Raw genomic sequence first — 22446 nt, forward strand, 5'->3', positions numbered from 1 at the left:
CCCTCTTAGAAGTCGAAGCGGGCAAGGAAGGTGAAGCGGCGGTCGTTGCGGAAGGCCGAGCGCTGCACCCGGGTCCCGTCGAAGTCGATCACCTGGCTGGTGCGGAACACCTCGTCGAGCAGGTTCACGCCCTGCACGCCCAGCTTGAGCCCGTCTCGCACGGTGACGAAGATCGAGGCGTCAAGCTGCCCGGTCTCCTCGCCCCAGATCGGCGAGAAGGGGAAGATGTCGTCGCGCGGGGTGATCAGGAACGCCGAGCGCCAGTTGTAGGCGGCGCGCGCCGAGAGCCAGTCCTTCTCGTAGAACAGCACCGCATTGACGGTGTGCTTGGAGATGCCAGCGAGCGGTTGGAACGCCGCGAAATCGCTCTGGTTGTTGGCGAGGTTGGTGTTCTGGAAATCGCTGCCGTCGACATAGGTGTAGGTCAGCTGCGATCCCAGACCGCTGAGCAGGCCGGGCAGGAAGTCGTAGGTTTGCTGGTAGCTCAGCTCGACACCCTTGAGCAGGCCGTCCTGGCGGTTGTCCGGCCCGTTGACCTCGACATCGAGCGTGACGCCGCTGGGCGAGGTGAAGTCGACGATGTCGGCCCCGTTGTTGACGATGCCCTTGATGTCCTTGGCAAAGGCATTGAGCGTTACCGAACCGACCCGGTCGAAATACCACTCGACCGAAAGGTCGTAGTTCCAGCTCTCGATCGGGCGCAGGTTGCGGTTGCCGGTGAACAGCTGGAACAGCGGTCCGGTCTCGAGCGTGCCTTCGGACCGCAGGTCGCCGGTGTTGTCGCCCATGCCGCCGCCCGAACGGAACGCGGCGAGGTCGGGGCGCGAAATGCCCTTGGAGACCGCGGCGCGGAACAGAAGGCCGTTGCCGGTGTCGAGCAGCGCGTTGAAGCTCGGCAGCCAGTTGTCGAAGGTGACCGAGCGATCATCGATCAGGACTTCGCCGGTATGTGCTGCCGCGAACTGGGCGAGCCGCTGCGGCGAGAGGCGGCAATAGGCCGGTTGCAGTTCGGGCGGCTGCTGCGCCGATTGCGCGCAGGCCGCATTCACCTCGGAAATCTGCACAACCCCGTCACGATTTCCGCCCGGGCCGGTGTCGAAGAAGAACGGGTTGGGGAACCCGACCTCGCCCACCGCCAGCACTTCGGTCTCGATATAGCGCAGGCCGAAGTTACCGGTGAGCTTCCAGCCGTTGTCGAAATCGGTGCCGTAATCGACGCGGGCGTAGGCCGCCTTGGTGGTTTCCGAAACCTCGCTGATCTCGTTCTGACAGAAGGGATCGCAAGCAGAGGTCTGCCGGGTCACGCTGTTGAAGAAGCTGCGGTTGCGCACCCCGAAGAAGGGGTTCGGGGTCTGCGAGAAGGTGTTGATCTCGCGCGCCTGCTCGGCCGAAGCGCCCGAGAGATATTCCTGCAGGAAGTTGTCGCCGCCGAAGAAGAACGCGCCGCCCGGCAGCGGCGAAGGGCCGTTGCCGCGCTGGAAGCCGTTATCGAACGGCGAGCGCAGGTTGGCGTAGTTCGGGAAGTCGTCGACGAAGGCACCGCCGGCGATCGCGAATTCCTGGCCGGGAAGGCCGGTGAAGAAGCGCCCGGGCACAAAGCCGTTGGTGCGCTGGTCGGGGAAGCGTCGGCCCGGATCGAAATCGGGATAGACGAGCACGCCCGGAGCAGTCGCGCTGCACCCGTTGCCCTGACCCCAGGGCGCGCAGCCCGCGCGGCCCGCCCAGGGTGCCGACAGGTTGCCCCAGGTGCTGAAATTGGTGTCGCGCGTGGTCTGCCCGCGATCCGACCAGCGTGCGCCGAACTTGACCTGCTTGAAGAAGCCGTCTTCCGAAATGTCGTATTCGAGATCGGCGCGCAGCGTGTCGAGCTCGCCCTCGTTGCGGGCGATCGAGTCGAGCAGGAACCAGTAATAGGTGTTGCGCCCGGAGGTGAAGTAATCTGCCGGCGCGCCCGGAGGCGCGAGGAACTGCACCTGCGGCACCTTGCCCGACAGGTCGAGGTCGATATTCGCCCAGGTCGCCATGTTGGCGATGATCGAATCCTGCCCGAGCTCGGACTGGATGTGCTGCGCCTCGAAGTTGACGCGCAGGCGATCGGTGATGTTCCAGTCGACGTCGAAGGAGAAGTCCTCGGTCGAGGAGCGGGTCTCGCGCTCGAAGCGCAGCAGCTCGAGCGGGATGCCGCCACGGCCGAAGGGGTTGGCATAGGCATCGCCGATGCGCTGGCTGAGCACGCCGCGGACGAACTGGCCCTGATCGTTGAACTCCCAGGTGCTGCCCGCGGCGGGCACGGGGAACAGCGCATCGTCGTTGACCAGCGCGATCGCGGCGTTCTCCTTGGTGAAGAAGGTCGTGTCGGCGCGCAGCCATTCGAAGGTCATCAGGAAGCTGCGATCGGGGCTCTCGTACTGGATGACCGAGGAGAAGGCCTCGCGGTCACGCTCGAGATCGGTGGTGCGCACGCCCGCACCCTTGGGAACGACCAGCGCGCCGGGCGGCGGGAAGTTGTCGGGCGTGAAGTTGGGGTTGACGCCATTGTTGATCCCGCCGCTGCCCACAGGGCGCACGCGGAAGCACGAGCCGGTGAGGTTGGCCGGACGGTAGCAGGGGTCGGCCACCTGCGAGGCATCGGTGCGGCTGACCAGCTCCGAACGGGCATAGCCGAACTGGAAGCCGAGCGTGCCGGCATCGGTCTCCCAGGTATTCGAAAGCAGCACCGACCCGCCGGGCGACCACTCTTCGGCGAGGTCGCCGACATTGGTTTCGAGCGTGCCCGAAATGTGGAAACCGCGCCGGTCGAGCGGCTTGCGGGTGCGCAGGTTGACCGTCCCGGCGATGCCGCCTTCGACCATGTCGGCGGTGAGGTTCTTGAACACCAGCACCGAGCCGAGCAGTTCGGGCGAGACCTCGTTGAAGCTCAGCACCGTGCCGCCATTGGCCGAGAAGATGTCGCGGCCGTTGAGCTCGGAGCGCACGAAACCGAGGCCGCGGATGATCACGCCGGTGCCTTCAACCGAGAAACGGTCGGGGTCGGAGGGCTTCTCGAAGCGGCCGATATTGACGCCGGGCACGCGCTGCAGCGCTTCGGCGACCGAACGGTCGGGCAGCGCGCCGATGTCTTCGGCGGTGATCGCGTCGACGAAGGTGTCGGCGTTGCGCTTGATGTCCTGCGCGCCCTTGAGCGAGGCGCGGAAGCCGGTGACGATGATCTCGGCCTCGGGCTCTGCTGCGGGCGTGGCGGCGGGATCCTCTTCCGTCGCGGCGGCGTCCTGCGCCAGCGCGGGGCTGGCCGCGGCAATCGCCAGCGCGGAGGCGGTGCCGAGGGCAAGGAGGCGCCGGCGCGGCGCGAGCTTGGCGGTGTTCATGATGTTTCGTCTCTCCCCATGCCGCGCGACAGTATCTTGCCTGTCGCTGCGGGCTGCGGACAGGTTCTAGCGCATCTTGAGAGCGTTCTCAAGACTTGTAATCCTGCGTTCATATTGCATCTTGGCAACACTTCGCAGACGCTCGGGCAGAGCGCGCAGCTGGCCTCACGGGGCCCCAAGGGGATCGAGGAAAACGTGGCGATTGAAAGGATTATCATTGTCGGCGGGGGCACCGCGGGGTGGATGGCGGCGGCGGCGCTGTCGCGCATCCGCAAGGGCCGGCCTGTGGAAATCACGCTGATCGAATCCGAGGCGATCGGCACGGTCGGGGTGGGCGAGGCGACGATTCCGCCCTTCGTCGGCTTCAACCAGCTGATCGGGGTCGAAGAGCGCGAGATGCTCGCCGCAGTCGGCGGCACCTTCAAGCTCGGCATCCAGTTCGAAAATTGGGGCAGGCTCGGCGACAGCTACATCCACCCCTTCGGCGCCTATGGCTACACCATGGGCGGGATCAGCTTCCACCATGTGTGGCACCGCATGAAGGGCGCGGGCGACAAGCGTCCGATCCAGGTCTTCAACCTCGAGACCATGGCCGCCTATTTCGGCAAGTTCGCGCGGACCGAGGATTTCCAGCGCGACGATCTGCCGCCGGTCAATTACGCCTATCACCTGGATGCGGGCCGCTATGCCGCCTTCTTGCGCAAGCTCGCCGAGAGCCGGGGCGTGGTGCGGCAGGAGGGCAAGGTTGCCGATGTCCAGCTGGATGGGGAGAGCGGCTTTGTCAGCGGCGTGACGCTGGAGGATGGCCGGGCGTTCCAGGGCGATCTCTTCATCGACTGCTCGGGCTTCCGCGGTCTGTTGATCGAGCAGGCGCTGAAGACCGGCTATGACGACTGGAGCCATTACCTCCCCTGCAACCGCGCGGTGGCCCTGCCCTGCCTGCGCGAGGACGGCAGCCCACCCCCGCCCTTCACCCGCGCCACCGCGCACGCCGCGGGCTGGCAGTGGCAGGTGCCGCTCCAGCACCGGAACGGCAACGGCCATGTCTATTGTTCCTCTTACATGGAGGACCAGCAGGCGCTCGACATCCTGCTCGGCAATATCGCCGGCAAGCCTCAGGCCGAGCCCAACTGGCTGCGCTTCGTCACCGGGCGCCGCATGAAATTCTGGAACAAGAATGTCGTGGCCTTGGGCCTTGCGGCGGGCTTCATGGAGCCTCTGGAATCGACCTCGATCCACCTCATCAATACGGGTATCGACAAGCTGATCTCGCTGCTGTCACTGGACGGGATCACGCAGGTGCAGGAGGATACCTTCAACCGCCTGACAGGGCGCGAATATGCGCGTATCCGCGACTTCCTGATCCTCCACTACAACGCCACCGAGCGCACCGACACCGACTTCTGGAACTACGTCCGCACCATGCCCGTGCCCGACACGCTCACCGAGAAGGTCGAGCTGTTCAAGGCCAACGGCCAGATCTTCCGCGAAGAGGACGAGCTCTTCACCGAGACCAGCTGGGCGGCGGTGATGATGGGTCAGGGGATCCAGATGGGCAGCCACAACGCGATGGCCGACGCGCTCGATCCTGCGACGACCGCCACCGAGGTCAACGAGATGGAGCAATCGATCCGCTATCTCGTCCAGCATATGCCGAACCACGGCGACTACCTCGCACGCTATTGCCCCGCGCCGATGGCAGCGTGAGGTGGCAGCGGCGGGTTTCTTGACAAACGGGAGCGGCGGCTGAAAGGGACAGGCGCCCCCTTCCCCGCCGCTCGCCCGAGGTTGCCTTTCGCCATGACTGCACCGCCCAATGGCTGGACTGCGCTCGTGCTGGCCGGGCAGCGCCCGGGGGTCGACCCGATGGCGGCGCATTTCGGCACCGATATGAAGGCGCTGATCCCGGTCGTGGGCGAGCTGATGCTGAACCGGGTGCTGGAAGCGCTGCTCGATGCGCCCGAGATCGCGCGGATCGTGGTCCTCGCCCAGAACACACTGCAACTGCGCGCGCACCGCGATCTGGCCTGGGCGGTGGAGGAACCGCGGATCACCTTCCGCACCTCGGGCCCCACCATCAGCGGATCGGTGCTGGGCGCGGTGGAGGACCCCGCGATCGGCCTGCCGCTGCTGGTGACGACCGCCGACAACGTGATGCTGACGCCGCGGACCATCGGCGAATTCGTCGCGGGAGCGGGCAAGAGCGATGTCAGCGTGGCCTTCGTCGAACGCGGCAATCTCGAGCGCGCTGTCGGCCCCAACAAACGCACCTGGCTCGCCTTCAAGGGCGGGGACTTCACCGGAGCGAACCTTTTTGCCCTGACCGGCGCGGGCAGCGTCAATGCGCTCAAGTTCTGGGAAAAGGTCGAGGCCGACCGCAAGTCCGTGCTGCGCCTTGCCGCCCATTTCGGCCCAGTGCTGATGGTGAGGCTGCTGCTGCGCCGGATGACGCTGACGCAGGCCCTCGCCGCTGCGGGCGCGAAGCTGGGCGCTTCAGCCGCACCTGTGGTGCTGTCCGACGGGCGCATGGGCGTGGACGTCGACAAGCCCGAAGACCATGCGCTCGCCGAGCGCCTCTTGGGAGCAGCGCGCGGATGAAGCGCATCTGCTTCCTGTTCAACCACGACCAGACCCACCAGCTCGCGCACTCGCTCCCCATCGCGCTGGCTCTGGCGGCGCGCGGGGAGCATCACGTCACCCTCGCCTATGCCCGCGCGGGCGTCCGCGCCGAGATCGCGCGGCAGGCCGATCCGGCGCTGCTGGCGCGCATGGAGCTGGTGCAGCTTGGGCTGAAGCGCGGCGGATCGCAACTGCTGGCGGGGATGCTCGAGCGGCTCGTTCCGGCGACCAAGCTTCTCATCTACCGCGACAATCTCGATTTCTTCCGCAGCTTCGATGCGGTGGTGGTGTCCGAAAAGACGACACTGCTGCTGAAGACCCGCTACGGGCTCAGTGACATAAAACTGATCCACACCCGCCACGGCGCGGGGGATCGGGCGATCGGGTTCAACCCCGAAAGCGCGAAGTTCGATCTGGTGCTGGTCTCGGGCCCCAAGATCCGCGACCGGTTGATCGCCGATGCGGGCCTTGCGCCGGAGCGGATCGCGCTGGTCGGCTATCCCAAGTTCGATCTGTGCGCGCACAACCGCTACGAAGGCACCTTCCCCGCGCCAGAGCGGCCGACCGTGATCTACAACCCCCACCCCTCGCCCAAGCTGTCGAGCTGGTTCAAGGACGGGGCCAAGGTGCTCGACGCCTTCCGCCAGCAGGACCGCTACAACCTGATCTTCGCACCCCACGTGATGCTGTTCGAGCGCAAATGGGTGGTGACGGTCGACCCGCCGAGCCTCGCCCGCGTCGAGCCCCCAGGCCCCGAATTCGCGCGAGAGCCCCGCATCCACATCGACACCGGCAGCGGCGCGAGCAGCGACATGAGCTACACCAACCGCGCCGATATCTACCTCGGCGACGTCAGCAGCCAGGTCTATGAATTCCTGCGCGCGCCCCGCCCGTGCCTGTTCCTCAACAGCCACGGCGTGGACTGGCAGGGCGATCCCAATTACCTCCACTGGCAGGCCGGCCCGGTGCTGGAGAGCGCCGATCACCTGCTCGACGCAATAGATGCTGCGGTCGCATCGCATCCCGACTATGCGCCCCGCCAGCAGGCGCTGATCGACGCGACCTTCTCGCTCTCCGACCGCCCCTCGGCCGAGCGCGCGGCGGACGCCATCACCGATTTTCTGGAAGGACACACCCGTGGCTAGTCTTGCAGCATTCTGGCGCTACGGCGTGGTCAAGACAGCACGGAAGCTGAAGGCCGCCGCGCTCTCCCCGCTGATGGCGGCGCGCGGGGATGATGCGGTGCGCTCGGCCTACGGGGTGCTGATGGTGCCCAACTGGCAGGACACCACCTTCCGCTATTGCATCTTCGGCACCTATGGGCGCGATCTGGCCGACCTGTTGTTGGGGCAGCGGGAGGACTTCGTCTTCGTCGATATCGGCGCCAACCAAGGGCTCTATTCGCTGATCGCGGCGCAGAACCCCAGGTGCCGCAAGATCATCGCCTTCGAGCCGGTGCCGACCACCCATGCCCGCCTTGCCGCCAATGTCGCCCTCAACGGCGGGGCGGCGCGGACCGCGCTGCACTTGCTCGCTATCGCCGACAGCGCGGGCGAGGTGACGATCAACGTCGCGCCCGATCACACCGGTACGGCTACCCTCGCCGGGCGCGAGGGCGCTTCGGGCTCGGGCGGCGTCACCATCGAGACGATCGACGCGCCGCTGCTCGATCCGCTGCTTGCCGGTGACCTGCCGATGTTCGTCAAGATCGACGTCGAGGGGCTGGAGGCGGTGGTGATCGCCGAACTCGCCAAAACGCCGAGCTTCGCGCGGGTCTCGGCGATCTTCTACGAGGTCGATGATCGCTGGGCGAGCGCCGGAGAGATCGAGGCGTTGCTGCGCGCGGCGGGCTTCACCCGCTTTGCCAAATACGGCCGCGGCCACCACTACGACGTGCTGGCGAGCCGCTCCTGAAGCACCTGTTGCGCGAGCGCGCGGCCTGACAGCCACGCGCCTTCCACACGCGGGCTGTGGAGCCAGTCGCCCGCGATGCCGATCCGCAGTTGGGGATCGTAGAGGGGGCCCTCGCCCTGACGGGCTTCGGGCTGGGCATAGAGCCAGCGGTGCGCGTCGAGGTGCACCGGCGTGGCCGGGGGCGCGCCGGTGGCGGCGAAGAAGTCGGCCAGCAGCAGCGCTGCAACCTCGTCCTTGGGCCGGTCGATCAACTCGCGGCTGCGCGCGGGGCTCGCATGGATCACCCATGTCTCGGCCCCCGCGCGGCCCGGCTTGGCGGAATTGCGGGCAGCCCAGCTGACGGGGCCACTCTCGGAGCGGAGGGTGTCGGCAAGCGGCAGTGGCCCGGCAAAGCTAGCCATCACCGCCCAACACGGTGCCGAGGTGACGCTGGCAGCACGCGCGGCAAAGTCGGGCGCGGTATCGGCGAGCAGCACGGCGGCCTGTTCGGCGGGCACCGCGACCAGCACGGTGGCGGCGCGGAACACCGCCTCGCCCGCTTCCACCCGCCAGCGCGCGCCGTCGCGGCAGAGCCGCTCGGCGCGCATATTCCAGCGCACGTCCAGACTTTCGGCCATGGCGCGGATCGGCGCATTCATGCCGGGCGTACCGACCCACGCGTCCGCCCCCGCAGCGGGCCAGCGCGCCGCAACACCCGCTGCCTCCCAGCCTGCGACCGCCTCACGGAAGGCGGGATCGCGCGCGGTGAAATATTGCGCGCCGTGATCGAAGCTCACTTGCTCGCCGCCGATTGCAACCCGCCGCGCCGCCATCCGTCCGCCGGGGCCGCGGCCCTTGTCGAGCACGGTCACGCGCGCGCCGGTCTGTGCCAAGGCGGTCGCGGCCGAGAGCCCCGCCATGCCGCCGCCGATGATGAGAATGTCAGCCTGTCCGTCCATCCCGCGCCAACGCACGGGAAGGCCACAAGTTTCACGGCGCCGAACGCGGCGGTCGGGATTCGGCCAGCACCAGCGAGAAGCGCTTTGCCTCGTCGGTCCAGCGCGCGAGCGGCTCCCACCCGGCAGCGGCCAGCAACATTTGCCCCGAGCGCTTGGTGAACTTGTGGCTGTTCTCGGTGTGGATGCTCTCGCCCGCGCGCATGGCGAAGCGCCGCCCGCTGACGGTGAAATCGACGTCCCGCTTCGCCACCAGATGCATCTCGATCCGTGCGAAGGGATCGTTCCAGCGCGCCTCGTGGGCAAAGGCTTCGAGCGGAATGTCGCCATCGAGCTCACGGTTGATGCGCGCCAAGAGGTTGAGGTTGAAGGCCGCCGTCACGCCCGCCGCATCGTCATAGGCGGCGAGAAGGACGTCCTCGTCCTTCACCAGATCCATCCCGATCAGCAGCAACGCCCCCTCGCCCAAGGTCGCACGCATGGTGCGCAGCAGGTCGGTCGCGGTGCGGGCGATCATGTTGCCGATGGTCGATCCGGGGAAGAAGCCCAGCTTGGGCAGATCGAAGACCTCGGCAGGCAGCTCGACCCGGCGCATGAAATCGGCCTCGACCGGCAGGACGGGGAGGCCCGGGAACTTCTCCGAAAGCGCTGCCGAGGAGGCGCGCAGGAAATCCCCCGCGATATCGAGCGGGACATAGGCCGAAGGGCGGATCGCCGAGAGCAGCAGCGGGGTCTTGACCGAGGAGCCCGAGCCGAACTCCACTACGGCACGCCCCTCGCCGATCAACTCGGCGATCTCGGTCGCGCGGTTCGAGAGGATCTCGGTCTCGGCGCGGGTCGGGTAGTATTCGTGCAGCTGTGTGATGTCCTCGAACAGCTGCGATCCGGCATCGTCGTAGAACCAGCGCGCCGGAACCGCCTTCTGGGCCTCGGCAAGGCCAGCGAGGACGTCGGCCCGGAAGGCGAGGTCCACCCCGTCCGCATCGCGTTCGACCAGCTTCAATCCTGCCGGCTTCGTCATCTCAGGCGTCCTTGGCGAGGCGCAGGCCGGTGAATTGCCAGCGCTGGTGGGGGTAGAAGAAATTGCGGTAGGAAACGCGCGAGTGCCCGCGCACCGTGGCGCAGCTCGCCCCGCGCAGCACCACCTGCCCGCTCATGAACTTGCCGTTGTATTCGCCCACCGCGCCCTCGGCGACGCGGAAGCCGGGATAGGGCAGGTAAGCCGAGCGGGTGAACTGCCAGCAATCGCCAAACAGGCCGGGCGAGCCCATCGGTAGCACCGGCCCGGCGCAATAGAGCTGGTTGCCGCCGCGCGGGTCATGCGCGGGCGTGCTGGCCGAGCTGTCCTGCCCGCGCGCGATCGCCTCCCACTCGAATTCGGTCGGCAACCGCGCGCCTGCCCAAGTGGCGAAGGCGTCGGCCTCGTAGTGCGAGATGTGGGTGACGGGCGCGGAGGGATCGCGTGCCTGCCAGCCCTGATGGGTGAAGTGCGTGCCGTCCTCGCCCCAATAGAGCGGCGCGGCGATGCCTTCTCGCTGCACCCAGCCCCAGCCGTCGGCGAGCCACAGGCGGGGATTGCGGTAGCCGCCGTCGGCGATGAACTCCGCCCATTCGCCATTGGTCACCAGCCGGTCGGCGAGCGCGAAAGGCTCGAGCAGCACGCGGTGGCGGGGCCCTTCGTTGTCGAAGGCGAACCCGTCGGATTGATGCCCGACCAGCGCGATGCCGCCCGGGTGCGTGTGCCAGACGGAAGAGGCGGCGGCCAAGGTCGCAGCCGCCGCCTCCCCCTTCCCCGCAGGCGCCCACATGGCGGGCCCCAGCGTGTTCTGGAACAAGGCGTGCTTGATATCGGTGAGGAGCAGCTCGATGTGCTGTTCCTCGTGCGCGATGCCGAGCGCGATCAGGTCGGCCAGCGCCGGATCGCCGAGCAGCGGCGCCATCGCCTCGGTGACATGGGCGCGCCATGCCAGCACCTCGGCGAGGGTCGGGCGCGAGAGCATCCCGCGGGCTGCACGGGCGATCCGCGCGCCTTCGGCCTCGTAGTAGGAATTGAACAGGAACGGCCAGCGCTCGTCGTGCAGGCGGTAGCCCGGCGCGTGCTCGCGCAGCAGGAAGGTCTCCCAGAACCACGTCGTGTGCGCGAGGTGCCACTTGGCGGGGCTCGCATCCTCCATCGACTGGATGCTGGCATCGGCATCGGAGAGCGGCGCGACCAGCGCCTCGGTCAGCGCGCGGGTGGCGCGGAAATGCTCCGCCAGCGTCCGCCCGCCCGCCTCGGGGATCGGGGTGTTCTGCAACTCGCTGCGATGCATCTGCGCCCTCCTCGCCGCCCGGATCGGACATTCGCACAATGTCCGCTTGCCGTTACACAGGAAAGACGCCTGATAGCCGCGCGGCTATCAGAAAATTATCACACCCGTCAGGTTTCCGCGAGAAATCAGGCCGCGTGGCTGACTTCCGCCTCGCGCGCGCCACCGGCTGCCTCGTTGAGCATCTCGGCGACGAGGAAGGCGAGCTCGAGCGATTGCTCGGCGTTGAGGCGCGGGTCGCAATGGGTGTGGTAGCGGTCGCCGAGGCGTTCCTCGGTGATCGCCACGGCCCCGCCGACGCATTCGGTCACGTCCTGCCCGGTCATTTCGATATGGATGCCGCCGGGGTGCGAGCCCTCGGCGCGGTGGACGGCGAAGAAGCCCTTAACCTCGCGCAGGATGCGGTCGAAGGGGCGGGTCTTGAAGCCGGTGTCCGATTTGACGACGTTGCCGTGCATCGGATCGCAGCTCCACACCACCGGGTGCCCCTCGCGCATGACAGCACGCACCAGCTTGGGGAGGCCCTCCTCGACCTTGTCGTGGCCGTAGCGGCTGATGAGCGTGATGCGCCCCGCCTCGCGGCCGGGGTTCAGGTCATCGAGCAGGCGCAGCAGCGCGTCAGGCTCGAGGCTGGGCCCGCACTTCATGCCGAGCGGGTTGCCGATGCCGCGCGCGAATTCGATGTGCGCGCTGCCGGGGAAGCGGGTGCGGTCGCCGATCCACAGCATGTGGGCGCTGGTCGCGTACCAGTCGCCCGTGAGCGAATCCTTGCGGGTCATCGCCTGCTCGTAGGGGAGCAGCAGTGCTTCGTGGCTGGTGTAGAAGCTGGTGCCCTTTAATTGCGGTACGGTGCCGGGGTCGATCCCGCAGGCCTCCATGAAGTCGAGCGCCTCGCCGATGCGGTCGGCGGTCTGGGCGAACTTCTCGGTCCAGGGCGTGCGGCCCATGAAGTCAAGAGTCCACTGGTGCACCTGCCGCAGGTTGGCATAGCCCCCGCCAGCGAAGGCGCGCAGCAGGTTGAGCGTCGCGGCGGCCTGCGAATAGGCCTTCACCATCCGCGCCGGATCATTGCGGCGGCTGACGGGGTCGAACTCGATCCCGTTGATATTGTCGCCGAGGTAGCTCGGCAGGGTCACATCACCGATCGTCTCGGTCGGCGAGGAGCGGGGCTTGGCAAACTGGCCCGCCATGCGCCCGACCTTCACCACCGGGCGCTTGCTCGCGAAAGTCATCACGACCGCCATCTGCAGCAGCACGCGGAAGGTGTCGCGGATATTGTTGGGGTGGAACTCGGCGAAGCTCTCCGCGCAGTCCCCGCCCTGGAGCAGGAAGCCGTGACCGTTCGCGACCTGCGCGAGATCGGCCTTGAGCGCACGCGCCTCGCCCGCGAAGACCAGCGGGGGATAGGACGAGAGGGTCTTTTCAGCCTCGGCCAGCTCGGCCGCATCCTCGTAATGCGGCAGGTGGCGCGCTTCGTGGGCCTTCCAGCTCTCGGGGGTCCAGGTCTCGGGCACGATCTTCACTCTTTCCATTCAAGCGCGCGCGGACAACACCGCGAAGGCCGCGCCCGCTACCCGAGCGCAGGCCGAAGTGTAAAGCGGCAATGGCACGCGGCACAACTTTATTTCCCGCCCACTGTCAGCGGGCGAAACGATCAGCGACCGATCATCGTCTCCTGCGCAGGATTCGCACCCGCGCCCGCTGGCACCGCCTCGGCAAGTGTCTGGCCCTCGGGGATGATCGCCATGCGGAAGGTGCGCTCCTTCACCAGATAGCGCGCAGCCAGCGCCTGCATCGCGGCGGGCGTGGTCTGCGAGTAATCGGGCAGCAGCGAGCGCAGCAGGCCGATGCGGGTCGGGTCCTGCGTCGCGCCCTCCATGTTGTAGAGCCAGAACTGGTTGCCGGTCGAAGCGCGGCGGATCAGCTGGGCGAGCGGCTCGGTCACTCGGGCGAGCTCGTCGGCGGTGGGCGGATTGGCGGCAAGATCGGCGGCGATCTTGTCGGCCTCGGCGAAGAACATCGGCACGAAAGCGGGCTCGAGCTGGGCGACCGCGGTGATCCGCCCGCCGGTGGAAAGGTCGGCGGGCCAGGTCGAGAACACCTGCGGCGCATAGCTCGCCCCGGCGCGTTCGCGTAGGGCGTCCATCAGCCGGTTGTTGAACAGCTGGGTGAGGATCTCGAGCTGGCGGCTTTCGCGCAGGTCCGCGGTCCCGCCTCCGCTGCGCCATGCCACCACGGCCGCGGCCTGGTTGGCATCGCCGCGGTGGGTGACGACCGTGGGCTTGTCGACCGCCGGCGCAAAGCCGGGGACGCGCGCGGCGACATCGGCGGGGATCGGATCACGCGGGCCCAGCGCACCGAAGGTGAGGCGCAGCTGCTCGATCACCTTGGCCTTGTCGAACTCACCGAACACCAGCACCTCGATCGGGCCCTGCTTGAGCAGCGGCTCCCACACCTTGCGGAATTCCTCGGGCGTGGCGGCCTTGAGCGCCACCGGGTCGGCAGTGGCGAAACGCTTGTCGCCGCCGGTCACGAGATATTCGAGATCGCGGTTGAGCACCCCGCCGGGGCTGGTGGCATAGGTGTTGTAGGCCAGCTCCGCCCCCGCCTTGGCGCGCAGCACCGGGTCCTTGTCCCAGCGCGGCATGCCGAGCTTGGCGGCGAAGAGGTAGAGCTGGTCGTTCACGTCCTCCGAGCGGGTCTGCGCAGTGAAGGTGAAGACCGCATCGTCGATATCGAAGTCGAAGCCCAGCTTGCGGCCCGTCGCGAGCCGGTCGATCTCGTTCTGGCCGAGTTCGCCCAGCCCCGAGTTGACCAGCGCCTGCTGGCCGAGATCGGCATAGACGGCGCTCGACGCATCGAAGGCGCGCCAGCCCGCGCCGAAGCGCACGCGCACGGTGACGCGGCCGGGCTCGGCATCGTTGGCCCACAGCAGCGCCTTGACGCCATTGGCGAAATCGACCTGCTCGACTTCGAGCACGCCGAGCGGTGTCTGGCTGACGATGGTGCCCGGCTCGCCCACCGGCGGCAGATCGGCAAAGGCGATCGCCGCGCCGCCGACCCGCGCCGACCCGTCGGCCGCAGCCTTGCTGGCGAGCGCGGTGCGGATCGCGGGCACATCGGCCTCGCCCGCCGCGGGGGTGACATAAACGCCGCGCGTCACCGTGCCCTCGAACAGCGCACGGGTGCGCTTGAGCACGCTTGCCGGAGTGATGCGCGGCTTCATGTCGCGGAAGATGCTCAGCACCACCTTGGGCGCGGCGACGGTCTCGCGGATGTCGACCGCGTTGACGAGATTGTCGGCGAGGTCGCTGCCCGATTGCACGCTCTCCTGCTCGACCCCGTTGGCGAAGGCGACATCGAACTGCGCGACCTCGCGGTCGATCTCCTCCTGCGTGGGCGGATTGGCGATGGCGTCGGCGATGACGCTGCGCACGTCGGCAAGCGCGGCCTTCCAGTCGGCCGAGAGCGGCGCGAAGGTCACGAAGGTCGCATCGGTCGTGCGCGAGACGTCGTCCTGCTGGACCTGCGCGTAGAGGAAGCTGCCGCCGCCGCGGGCACGGCTTTCGAGCCGGCGGTTGATGATCGCCTGCGCGACCGCGTCGGTCAGCAGGCCCTCGTTGTAGACGATGGTGTCCTGCACGGGACGCCACGGACGCAGGATCGCGTAGGTGAGGCTGCGCGGCAGATCGGGTTCGACCCCGACGGCGAGTTCCCCGATCGGGGGCAGCCCGCCGACCGGCTTGGGTGCGCCCTTGGGAGCTACCGGATCGCCGAAATTGGGCGCGACACCCGGCGCGCCGGTGCCCTTCCAGTCGCCGAACCACTGCTCCACCAGCCCGGCGAGCACCATCGGATCGGCATCGCCCGCGACCACGATCACGGTGTTCTCGGGCCGGTACCAGCGGTCGTAGAAGGCCTGCACCGCAGGGCCGGTCGCGGCGTTCAGCGTCGCGTCGGTGCCGATCGGATTGCGCACCGCAAGCCGCTGGCCGGCGAAGAAGGTCTGGCGCGTGAGATCGCCGGTGCGCTGCGCCGCCCCGCCGCGCTCGCGCTTTTCGGCGAGCACGATCGGGCGCTCGGCCGCGACATTGCTGTCGGACAGCACCGGCTCGCGGATCATGCCCGAAAGCAGCTTGAAGCTCTCGGCGAGCTTGGCGTCGTCGATATTGGGGATGTCGAGCTTGTAGGCGGTGTGGGTCGGCGTGGTCTCGGCATTGGTGTCGTTGCCGAAGGTCGCACCGAGGCGCTGCCAGGCGCTGATTGCCTCGGCCTTGCCGAGATACTTGCTCTCGCGGAACAGCAGGTGTTCGAGCAGGTGCGCATAGCCCTGTTCGCCGTCCGCCTCGTGCAGCGAGCCCGCATCGATCCGCACCCGGATCGAGACCTGGCGCGGCGGCACCCCGTTGCGGCGCACGGCATAGCGCAGCCCGTTGGGCAGCTGGCCGAACAGCCACTGGTCATCGGGCGGGATGTCCGAGCCCTTGTAGAGCCACGAACTGGCGGCGGGCTGGAGCCCCTTCGGGGCGGGCACCGGGGGTGCGACCGGAACCGCAGCCGTGTCCGGCGCCCGGTTCTGGGTCACCGCGTGCGGGACGTTCACGGGCCGCTTCTCGACCTTGTCGGGCGCGGCCGCCTCGTCGGCGAGCAACGGCTGAAGCGCCACGAGCGGGGCAAGAACGAGGGCGAGCGCGCGCGATGCGCGGGAGAAGGACGTCATGGCCGCGAGTATAGGGCGGCAAAGTCTGAAGCGATAGTGAATGCTTTTCGCGATTTGCGCGTCCGGCAGGCGGATCGCCGGCTTGCCCTTGCCCCTCGCGCGGGCGCACCCTAGATGGAGCCCCATGTTCATCGAGACCGAAACCACCCCCAACCCCGCGGCTCTGAAGTTCCTGCCCGGCCAGACCGTCATGGCCGCAGGCAGCCGCGAATTCGCCACCCCCGAGGCCGCCGAGGCGAGCCCGCTCGCGAGCGCGATCTTCGACACGGGCGAGGTGGTGAACGTCATGTTCGGCACCGATTTCGTCAGCGTCACCGCCGCGCCGGGCGCGGACTGGAGCGCTCTGAAGCCGCAGGTGATCGCGATCCTGCTCGACCATTTCGTCTCCGAGGCCCCGCTGTTCGCCCCCGCCACGGCGGGCGGCATCGCGGTCCCGCCGCCCGAGGAGGACATGGCGGTCGAAGAACGCCCCGAGGATGCCGAGGTGATCGCCGCGATCAACGAGCTGCTTGAAACCCGCGTGCGTCCCGCCGTGGCGGGCGACGGCGGCGACATCGCCTATCGGGGTTTTCGCGACGGGGTGGTCTACCTCACCCTGCAAGGCTCGTGCGCGGGCTGCCCGTCGAGCACGGCGACGCTCAAGCACGGCATCGAAGGCCTGCTCAAGCACTACGTCCCCGAAGTCACCGAGGTGCGCGCGGCATGACGACCCAGTTCCACGATCATGTCCTGTCATCCGAAGCGCTCGACCAGCTGTTTAACGAAGCGCGCAGCTATAATGGCTGGCTCGACAAGCCGGTCAGCGACGAACAGCTCCACGCGATCTGGGACCTGATGAAGATGGCCCCGACCTCGGCCAACATGCAGCCAGCGCGGATCGTGTGGGTCAAGTCGCCCGAGGCCAAGGCCAAGCTGGCGGACTGCGTGATGGAGGGCAACAAGGCCAAGGTCCTCGGGGCCCCCGTCACGGCGGTGATCGGCTACGACATCGATTTCCACGAGGAACTGCCCTGGCTCTTCCCCCACACCGATGCCAAGAGCTGGTTCGAGGGCAACGAGAAGGGCCGCGAGGAAGGGGCGTTCCGCAACTCCTCGCTGCAAGGGGCCTACCTGATGCTCGCCGCGCGCGCGCTGGGGCTCGACTGCGGGCCGATGTCGGGCTTCGATCCGGCCGCGGTCAACGCCGCCTTCTTCGCTGACGAGCCGCGCCACCGGGTCAATTTCATCTGCTCGGTCGGCTACGGGGACCCGGCAAGCATCTTCGACCGCTCGCCCCGTCCCGACTTCGGCACCTTCAACCGCATCGCCTAACCCGCTTGCGCGCGCCCCGCTGCTGAGGCAGGGCGAGCGCGATGCGGATGCTAGCGATCGAAACCGCCTCCGAGGCCTGTTCCGTCGCCCTGTTCGAGGGCGATGCGGTCATTGCGCATGACCACCGCATCCTCGGCCGCGGCCATGCCGAGGCGCTGGTGCCGATGATCGGCGCGCTGCCTGACAAGGGGCGTGCGGACCGCATTCTCGTCAGCCTTGGTCCGGGGAGCTTCACCGGTGTGCGGATCGGCCTTGCGACCGCGCGGGCGCTCGGGTTTGCCTGGGGGGCCGAGGTGCTGGGCTTTCCCACCCTCGCCCTGATCGCCGCACAGGCGCTTGGCATGAGGCCCGGCAGCGCGGGCGTGACGGTGTGCACCAATGGCGGCCACGGCGAGTGGTTCGTGGCAGAGTTCGACGCCGACGGACTGCCGACGAGCGATACCGCCTCGCTCACCCCCGAAGCCGCCCGCGCCCGGCCCCATGCCGCACTCGTCGCCGGGAGCCGCGCCGCGCTGCTGGCTGAAGGCACCGACGCCGAGGCGCTCGACCTGCTGCCCGATGCGGCCGCGGTCGGCCTGCTTGACCCGGCGCTCCTCACTCCCGCACTCGCGCCCATCTATGGCCGCGGCCCCGATGCGACGCCGATGAAGGTGCAGGCGCCCGCATGACGCCCTGCTCGCACCTCCTCGACCGGATCATGGCGGTGATGGAGGCGGCCTTCGATCCGGCTTACGGCGAGGCCTGGAACCGCCGCCAGGTCGCCGATGCGCTCGGCCTGCCGAGCACCCACGCGCTGGTGGTCGATGCCGAGGGAGCGCTGATCCCCGACGGCCCGGGTCCGGCAGCGGCGCCTGCCGGTTTCGTCCTCACCCGCCACGTGCTCGACGAGGAAGAACTGCTGCTGATCGCGGTCACTCCGGGCGCACGGCGGCGCGGCGTGGGGGCGGCGCTGATCGAGCATCTCTTCCATGTCGCCCGCACCCGCGGCACGGCGCGCGTATTTCTCGAAATGCGGCGCGGCAATCCCGCTATCCATTTGTATCGCAAGTTCGGTTTCGAACCGATCGGCGAGCGGCGCAACTATTACCGCATGGCAAACGGCGAGAGAATCGACGCGATTACTTTCGCGCGCACGCTCGACTGAGCCTCGATTCACCGCGAAATCGTGAACAAGCAAAGCAACCTAGTTGCTATGAAAAATAACTTGCGCCATGGCGCAATAACCGGCGCAGCGGAAAAGACGCCCGTGAGGAACTCATGCAAGATCTGGAAATCGATATGAAAGAAACGCTTATCACACTGACCAGCGACATTGTCGCGGCGCACCTCAGCAACAATGATGTCGCCGTCGCGGATGTCCCCGGTCTCATCACCAACGTCTATACGGCACTTGCCAATCTCGGCGAGACGCCGGTCGTCGAAGAAGCCAAGCCCCAGCCTGCCGTTGCAATCCGCAATTCGGTCAAGCCCGATTACATCGTGTGCCTTGAAGACGGCAAGAAGCTGAAGATGCTCAAGCGCTATCTTCGCACCAATTACAACATGAGCCCCGAAGAATACCGCGCGCGGTGGGGTCTGGCGGCAGACTATCCGATGGTCGCGCCCAACTATGCAGAAAAGCGCCGCGATCTCGCCAAGAAGATCGGGCTCGGCCGCAAGCCGGGCACGCCCGCGCCCAAGGGCCGCGGCCGCGCCAAGAAGATCGCGTAAGTTCGAGGGGCCCTCGGGTCGCGTCCGGGCCAGAACGGATCGGCACCCCGCGCCGCCCCTGTTGAGAGGGCGGTGCGGGCGCTTGAGCAAGCAGCCCCGTCCCTGTAGGGATGGGGCTGCAATGCTTTTGGGCGGTCGCAGCCGGAAGGGCTACCCGCGCACGGCGATGGAGTTTTTCTTGACCCACAAGATCGACCTCGAACAACTCTGCGCGGAAAAGGGCCTGCGCATCACCGAACAGCGCCGCGTGATCGCCCGGGTGCTTTCGGAGAGCGACGACCACCCGGACGTCGAACTGCTCCACTCCCGCGCCGCCGCGATCGATCCGCGCATCTCGATCGCCACGGTCTACCGCACCGTGCGCCTGTTCGAGGAAGCGGGCATCCTCGATCGCCACGACTTCGGCGACGGCCGCTCGCGCTACGAGCCGGTGCCCGAGGCGCATCACGATCACCTGATCGATGTCGAGACCGGCAAGGTCGTCGAATTCGTCGACCCCGAGGTCGAGGCGCTCCAGCGCCAGATCGCCGAGCGGCTGGGCTACCGCCTCGTCGATCACCGCATGGAGCTCTACGGCGTGCGGCTCTCGCGCAATGACTGACTGGGAGCTGCGCCAGGCCGCAGCGCGGGGCGAGATCACGCCGGTCAGCCCCGGCGGCTGGCTGCGCATCGTGGCGCGCTCGCTCGCGCTGATCGCGCTGCTGCTGGTGTTCGTGCCGCTCCATTACCTCTATCGCGTCATCTCCTACGGCTCGCCCTTCCCGATGCTGTTCCTGCGCTTCGCCGCGCGGGTCTGCGGAGCGCGGGTGCAGATCGTGGGCACCCACCTGAAGCGCGACGTGTTCTTCGTTGCCAACCACATCTCATGGGTCGACATCCTTGCGCTGGCCGGGGCGAGCGGGACCGCCTTCGTCGCCAAGGCCGAGCTCGCCGAGGCCCCCGTGGTCGGCTGGCTCGCCAGCCTCAACCGCACGGTCTTCGTCAAACGCGAGCACCGCATGGGCGTCGCCGAGCAGATCAACGCCCTCAAGGAAGCCCTCGTCGACAACTGGTCGGTCACCGTCTTCCCCGAAGGCACCACCACCGACGGCCAGTCGCTCCTCCCGTTCAAGACCTCCATGCTCTCCGTCCTCGAGCCGCCCCCGCCGGGCGTGCTCGTCCAGCCGGTGATCCTCGACTACGGCCCCGTCGCCGAGTGGATCGGCTGGATCGGCGAGGAGGGCGGCCTCAACAACGCCAAGCGCGTCCTGTCACGCAAGGGCAGCTTCCCCGTGCGGCTCCATTACCTCGAGCCCTTCTCGCCTGAGGACTTCAAGGGCCGCAAGGCGATCAGCATCGAGGCCCGCCGCCGGATCGAGGAAGCGCTGGTCGAGATCCGCGGCCACCCCTTGCGCCCCTTCGCGCACTCGGTCGCCCCGGTGCGCTACGAGCCCAAGCCCGAGACCGCCGACTGACACGCAGCAGCCACCGCTGTGGCTGCGTGTTGGAGACACATGAGACACTGTCCAGGGCCGAAAAACCCGCCCGCTGGCCACGCCGTGCGGCAGGGGCATCAATACGGGCGTCAGCGCAGGTCATGGGCGCGAGTGTGTCACTCAGCCGCCCTGTAGGAAAGCCCGCAATTTCGACGCCTTGGCGCGGCCGCGATTACAACCCCGCGCGCACCAGCCAGTCGTGGAAAATCCGCACCGGACGGCTTTCCAGCGCGACCGGCTTGCACACGAACCAGTAGGAATAGGGGCTCTCCACCGGCGCGCCGGGGAGGTTGATCAGGCGGTTGTCGTTGGCGCGCCGCAGGTGGTCATCGTGCATGATCGCGATGCCGAGGCCCTGCGCCGCCGCCTCGAGCATCAACGCGCCGGAATCGTAGTGGTCGATCGCCGCCGGATCCATCGTGTCGAGCGCGTTCGCCTTCTTCCACGCGACGAAGCTTTCGGGCAGTTCGTTGTGGATCAGGAAGGTCTGCTTGGCCATCACCTCGGGGGTGATCTCCGGGATACTGCGCGCGGTTTCCTTCGAGCAGATCGCGTGGACGAGATTGTGGTCGAGCCGCACGGCGTGAAGCCCGCTCGCGGGGCCGCGCGACAGGATGATCGCGGCATCGAGCGTGTCGCCCACCCGGTCTTCGAGATGCGGCGCGGTGTCGATGTCGATGTGGAGCAGCGGGTGGCGCTTGCGCAATTCGCCGAGGCGCGGGAACAGGCGCTGGCTGCCGAACATCGGCAGCACGCCCAGGCGCAGGCGCAGCAGCGCGATATTGTCCGACTGGCTCTCCACCGCGCGGGCGAGCGCTTCCATGTGCGGGTTCACCGCCTCGTAGAAGGCCTGGCCCTCGTCGGTGAGTTGCATCGACTGGCGCGCGCGGGTGAACAGCTTCTTGCCGACGAATTCCTCGAGATTGCTGATCCGCCGCGACAGCGCCGAGGGGCTGAGGCCGATCTCCTCGGCCGCCGCGCGGGCCGAGCCCAGACGCACGGTGCGCATGAAGGCTTCGAGGGCGCGAAGCGGAGGCAGGCGGCGTGCGGGCATTGTCATATCTCCTTGGTGCAGGGAGATACGCACGAGCGCTCTAATGGATGCAAAAAATCGAAGAAAAATTGTGTCGAAAGTTGAAAAGTTGCGCCTACTGCACCTCTTCCTCGCGCGCCGGGGGGTGGAGGCGCAGGCGCGTGACGTGGGTTTCGTCGCCCGCGGTCACCTCGATCCGCCAGCCGCTGCCATGTTCCAGCACGGTGCCGACCGGCGGCACCTGCTCCGCGAGCACGAAGGCGAGACCGCCCAGGGTGTCGACGCTTTCGGCAACCTCGGCGAGGCGCGGGTCGATCTTTTCGGCAATGTCGTCAAGCTCGGCGCGCGCGTCGACATCCCACATCCCCTCGCCGATCGGGGTGATGAGTTCGGGCGGGGCCTCGTCATGCTCGTCCTCGATATCGCCGACGATTTCCTCGACCAGATCCTCGATGGTGATGAGCCCGTCCGTCCCCGAGAATTCGTCGAGCACGATCGCGAGGTGCACGCGCTGGGTGCGCATGTCGGCGAGCACGTCCAATGCGCCGCGCGCCTGCGGCACATAGAGCGGCTGGCGCATCAGCGTCGTCCAGTCCTCGGGCGGCGGGGTGCCGTTGGCGAGGAAGGGGAAGATATCCTTGATGTGGATCATCCCGATCACGGAATCGAGCGTGTCGCGGTAGACCGGCATGCGCGAATGGCCGTGCTCGGAGAAGGCCGCGACCATTTCCTCCCAGCTGATCGTTGCCTCGACCGCGATGATCTCGCCGCGCGGCACCGCGACATCGTCGGCATCGTGTTCGGAAAAGTGCAGGAGGTTGCGCAGCATCTGCCGCTCGACCCGCGACAGGTCGCCGCCGGTGGCCGCGCCCTCGCCCGGGCCGCCGTTCTCGTCCTCGTGCTCGTCGATCGCCTCTTCGAGCTGTTCGCGCAAGGAACGCGCGCCCTCGAGCCCGAGGAGTTTGCGAAGCGCGGCAATCAGCCCGCTGCTACTGTCCACTTCTCCCGACGGGGACGCGGACGAATGGGAATCGGCCATGGCCTTGTAAGTGGCT

Annotated in this window: 19 protein-coding genes; 11 read left to right on the forward strand and 8 right to left on the reverse strand. The window is 67.7% G+C overall.

Annotation, left to right across the window (positions count from 1 at the left end; all coding sequences use genetic code 11):
• Window positions 1-5: 5 nt before the first annotated feature.
• A complete protein-coding gene (locus PFX90_RS13085) occupies window positions 6-3365 on the reverse strand; it encodes a TonB-dependent receptor domain-containing protein (RefSeq protein WP_285712973.1) in 3360 nt (1119 codons plus the stop codon).
• Window positions 3366-3560: 195 nt separating this feature from the next.
• On the opposite strand from PFX90_RS13085, the gene PFX90_RS13090 reads away from it, so the two are divergent.
• The 4 genes from PFX90_RS13090 (at window position 3561) to PFX90_RS13105 (ending at window position 7898) form a co-directional block, all read left to right on the forward strand.
• Window positions 3561-5072 (forward strand): tryptophan halogenase family protein, encoded by a 1512-nt coding sequence (locus PFX90_RS13090; protein ID WP_285712974.1) that lies wholly within the window; start codon window positions 3561-3563, stop codon window positions 5070-5072.
• Window positions 5073-5165: 93 nt separating this feature from the next.
• Window positions 5166-5963 carry an NTP transferase domain-containing protein gene (locus PFX90_RS13095; protein ID WP_285712975.1) on the forward strand — a complete coding sequence of 266 codons (798 nt, stop codon included), beginning with the start codon at window positions 5166-5168 and terminating at the stop codon, window positions 5961-5963.
• Entirely contained in the window at window positions 5960-7129 is a 1170-nt protein-coding gene (locus tag PFX90_RS13100; RefSeq protein WP_285712976.1) for a hypothetical protein, read from the forward strand. The genes PFX90_RS13095 and PFX90_RS13100 overlap by 4 nt, the downstream gene beginning before the upstream one ends.
• On the forward strand, window positions 7122-7898 hold the full coding sequence (locus PFX90_RS13105) for an FkbM family methyltransferase (protein ID WP_285712977.1): 777 nt from the start codon (window positions 7122-7124) through the stop codon (window positions 7896-7898). Before PFX90_RS13100 ends, PFX90_RS13105 begins: the two co-directional genes overlap by 8 nt.
• Here the strand turns inward: PFX90_RS13105 and PFX90_RS13110 are convergent.
• From PFX90_RS13110 to PFX90_RS13130, 5 genes are all read right to left on the reverse strand, one after another.
• On the reverse strand, window positions 7871-8836 hold the full coding sequence (locus PFX90_RS13110) for an NAD(P)/FAD-dependent oxidoreductase (RefSeq protein ID WP_285712978.1): 966 nt from the start codon (window positions 8834-8836) through the stop codon (window positions 7871-7873). The two genes, PFX90_RS13105 and PFX90_RS13110, sit on opposite strands and share 28 nt — an antisense overlap.
• 31 nt (window positions 8837-8867) lie before the next feature.
• Window positions 8868-9854, reverse strand: coding sequence for an L-histidine N(alpha)-methyltransferase (egtD, locus tag PFX90_RS13115; protein ID WP_285712979.1), 987 nt, complete (start codon window positions 9852-9854; stop codon window positions 8868-8870).
• Between the two features lies 1 nt (window position 9855).
• Window positions 9856-11145 (reverse strand): ergothioneine biosynthesis protein EgtB, encoded by a 1290-nt coding sequence (gene egtB, locus PFX90_RS13120; RefSeq protein WP_285712980.1) that lies wholly within the window; start codon window positions 11143-11145, stop codon window positions 9856-9858.
• Window positions 11146-11270: 125 nt separating this feature from the next.
• Window positions 11271-12656: a class II 3-deoxy-7-phosphoheptulonate synthase gene (locus PFX90_RS13125; RefSeq protein ID WP_285712981.1), complete on the reverse strand. Its 1386-nt coding sequence runs from the start codon at window positions 12654-12656 to the stop codon at window positions 11271-11273.
• 140 nt (window positions 12657-12796) lie between these two features.
• On the reverse strand, window positions 12797-15862 hold the full coding sequence (locus PFX90_RS13130) for a M16 family metallopeptidase (protein WP_285712983.1): 3066 nt from the start codon (window positions 15860-15862) through the stop codon (window positions 12797-12799).
• Between the two features lie 124 nt (window positions 15863-15986).
• Here PFX90_RS13130 and PFX90_RS13135 point away from each other — a divergent pair, with 124 nt between their 5' ends.
• The 7 genes from PFX90_RS13135 to PFX90_RS13165 all read left to right on the forward strand — a co-directional run bounded on the left by PFX90_RS13135 (window position 15987) and on the right by PFX90_RS13165 (window position 20337).
• Entirely contained in the window at window positions 15987-16568 is a 582-nt protein-coding gene (locus tag PFX90_RS13135; protein WP_285712984.1) for a NifU family protein, read from the forward strand.
• The gene (locus PFX90_RS13140; protein WP_285712985.1) at window positions 16565-17173 is read left to right on the forward strand and encodes a malonic semialdehyde reductase; all 609 of its coding nucleotides are present in this window, start codon (window positions 16565-16567) and stop codon (window positions 17171-17173) included. Before PFX90_RS13135 ends, PFX90_RS13140 begins: the two co-directional genes overlap by 4 nt.
• 41 nt (window positions 17174-17214) lie before the next feature.
• Entirely contained in the window at window positions 17215-17841 is a 627-nt protein-coding gene (gene tsaB, locus PFX90_RS13145) for a tRNA (adenosine(37)-N6)-threonylcarbamoyltransferase complex dimerization subunit type 1 TsaB (protein ID WP_285712986.1), read from the forward strand.
• Window positions 17838-18317 (forward strand): GNAT family N-acetyltransferase, encoded by a 480-nt coding sequence (locus tag PFX90_RS13150; RefSeq protein WP_285712987.1) that lies wholly within the window; start codon window positions 17838-17840, stop codon window positions 18315-18317. Before tsaB ends, PFX90_RS13150 begins: the two co-directional genes overlap by 4 nt.
• A gap of 113 nt (window positions 18318-18430) precedes the next feature.
• Window positions 18431-18883 (forward strand): Ros/MucR family transcriptional regulator, encoded by a 453-nt coding sequence (locus PFX90_RS13155; RefSeq protein WP_285712988.1) that lies wholly within the window; start codon window positions 18431-18433, stop codon window positions 18881-18883.
• 178 nt (window positions 18884-19061) lie between these two features.
• A complete protein-coding gene (locus PFX90_RS13160) occupies window positions 19062-19484 on the forward strand; it encodes a Fur family transcriptional regulator (protein WP_285712989.1) in 423 nt (140 codons plus the stop codon).
• Window positions 19477-20337 (forward strand): lysophospholipid acyltransferase family protein, encoded by an 861-nt coding sequence (locus PFX90_RS13165; RefSeq protein WP_285712990.1) that lies wholly within the window; start codon window positions 19477-19479, stop codon window positions 20335-20337. Before PFX90_RS13160 ends, PFX90_RS13165 begins: the two co-directional genes overlap by 8 nt.
• A 193-nt stretch (window positions 20338-20530) precedes the next feature.
• Here PFX90_RS13165 and PFX90_RS13170 read toward each other — a convergent pair whose 3' ends face one another.
• On the reverse strand, window positions 20531-21412 hold the full coding sequence (locus PFX90_RS13170) for a LysR substrate-binding domain-containing protein (protein ID WP_285712991.1): 882 nt from the start codon (window positions 21410-21412) through the stop codon (window positions 20531-20533).
• Between the two features lie 94 nt (window positions 21413-21506).
• Window positions 21507-22430 carry a hemolysin family protein gene (locus PFX90_RS13175; RefSeq protein WP_285712992.1) on the reverse strand — a complete coding sequence of 308 codons (924 nt, stop codon included), beginning with the start codon at window positions 22428-22430 and terminating at the stop codon, window positions 21507-21509.
• Window positions 22431-22446 lie beyond the last annotated feature (16 nt).

It is taken from the genome of Erythrobacter oryzae (assembly GCF_030271515.1).
Classification (GTDB): domain Bacteria; phylum Pseudomonadota; class Alphaproteobacteria; order Sphingomonadales; family Sphingomonadaceae; genus Erythrobacter; species Erythrobacter oryzae.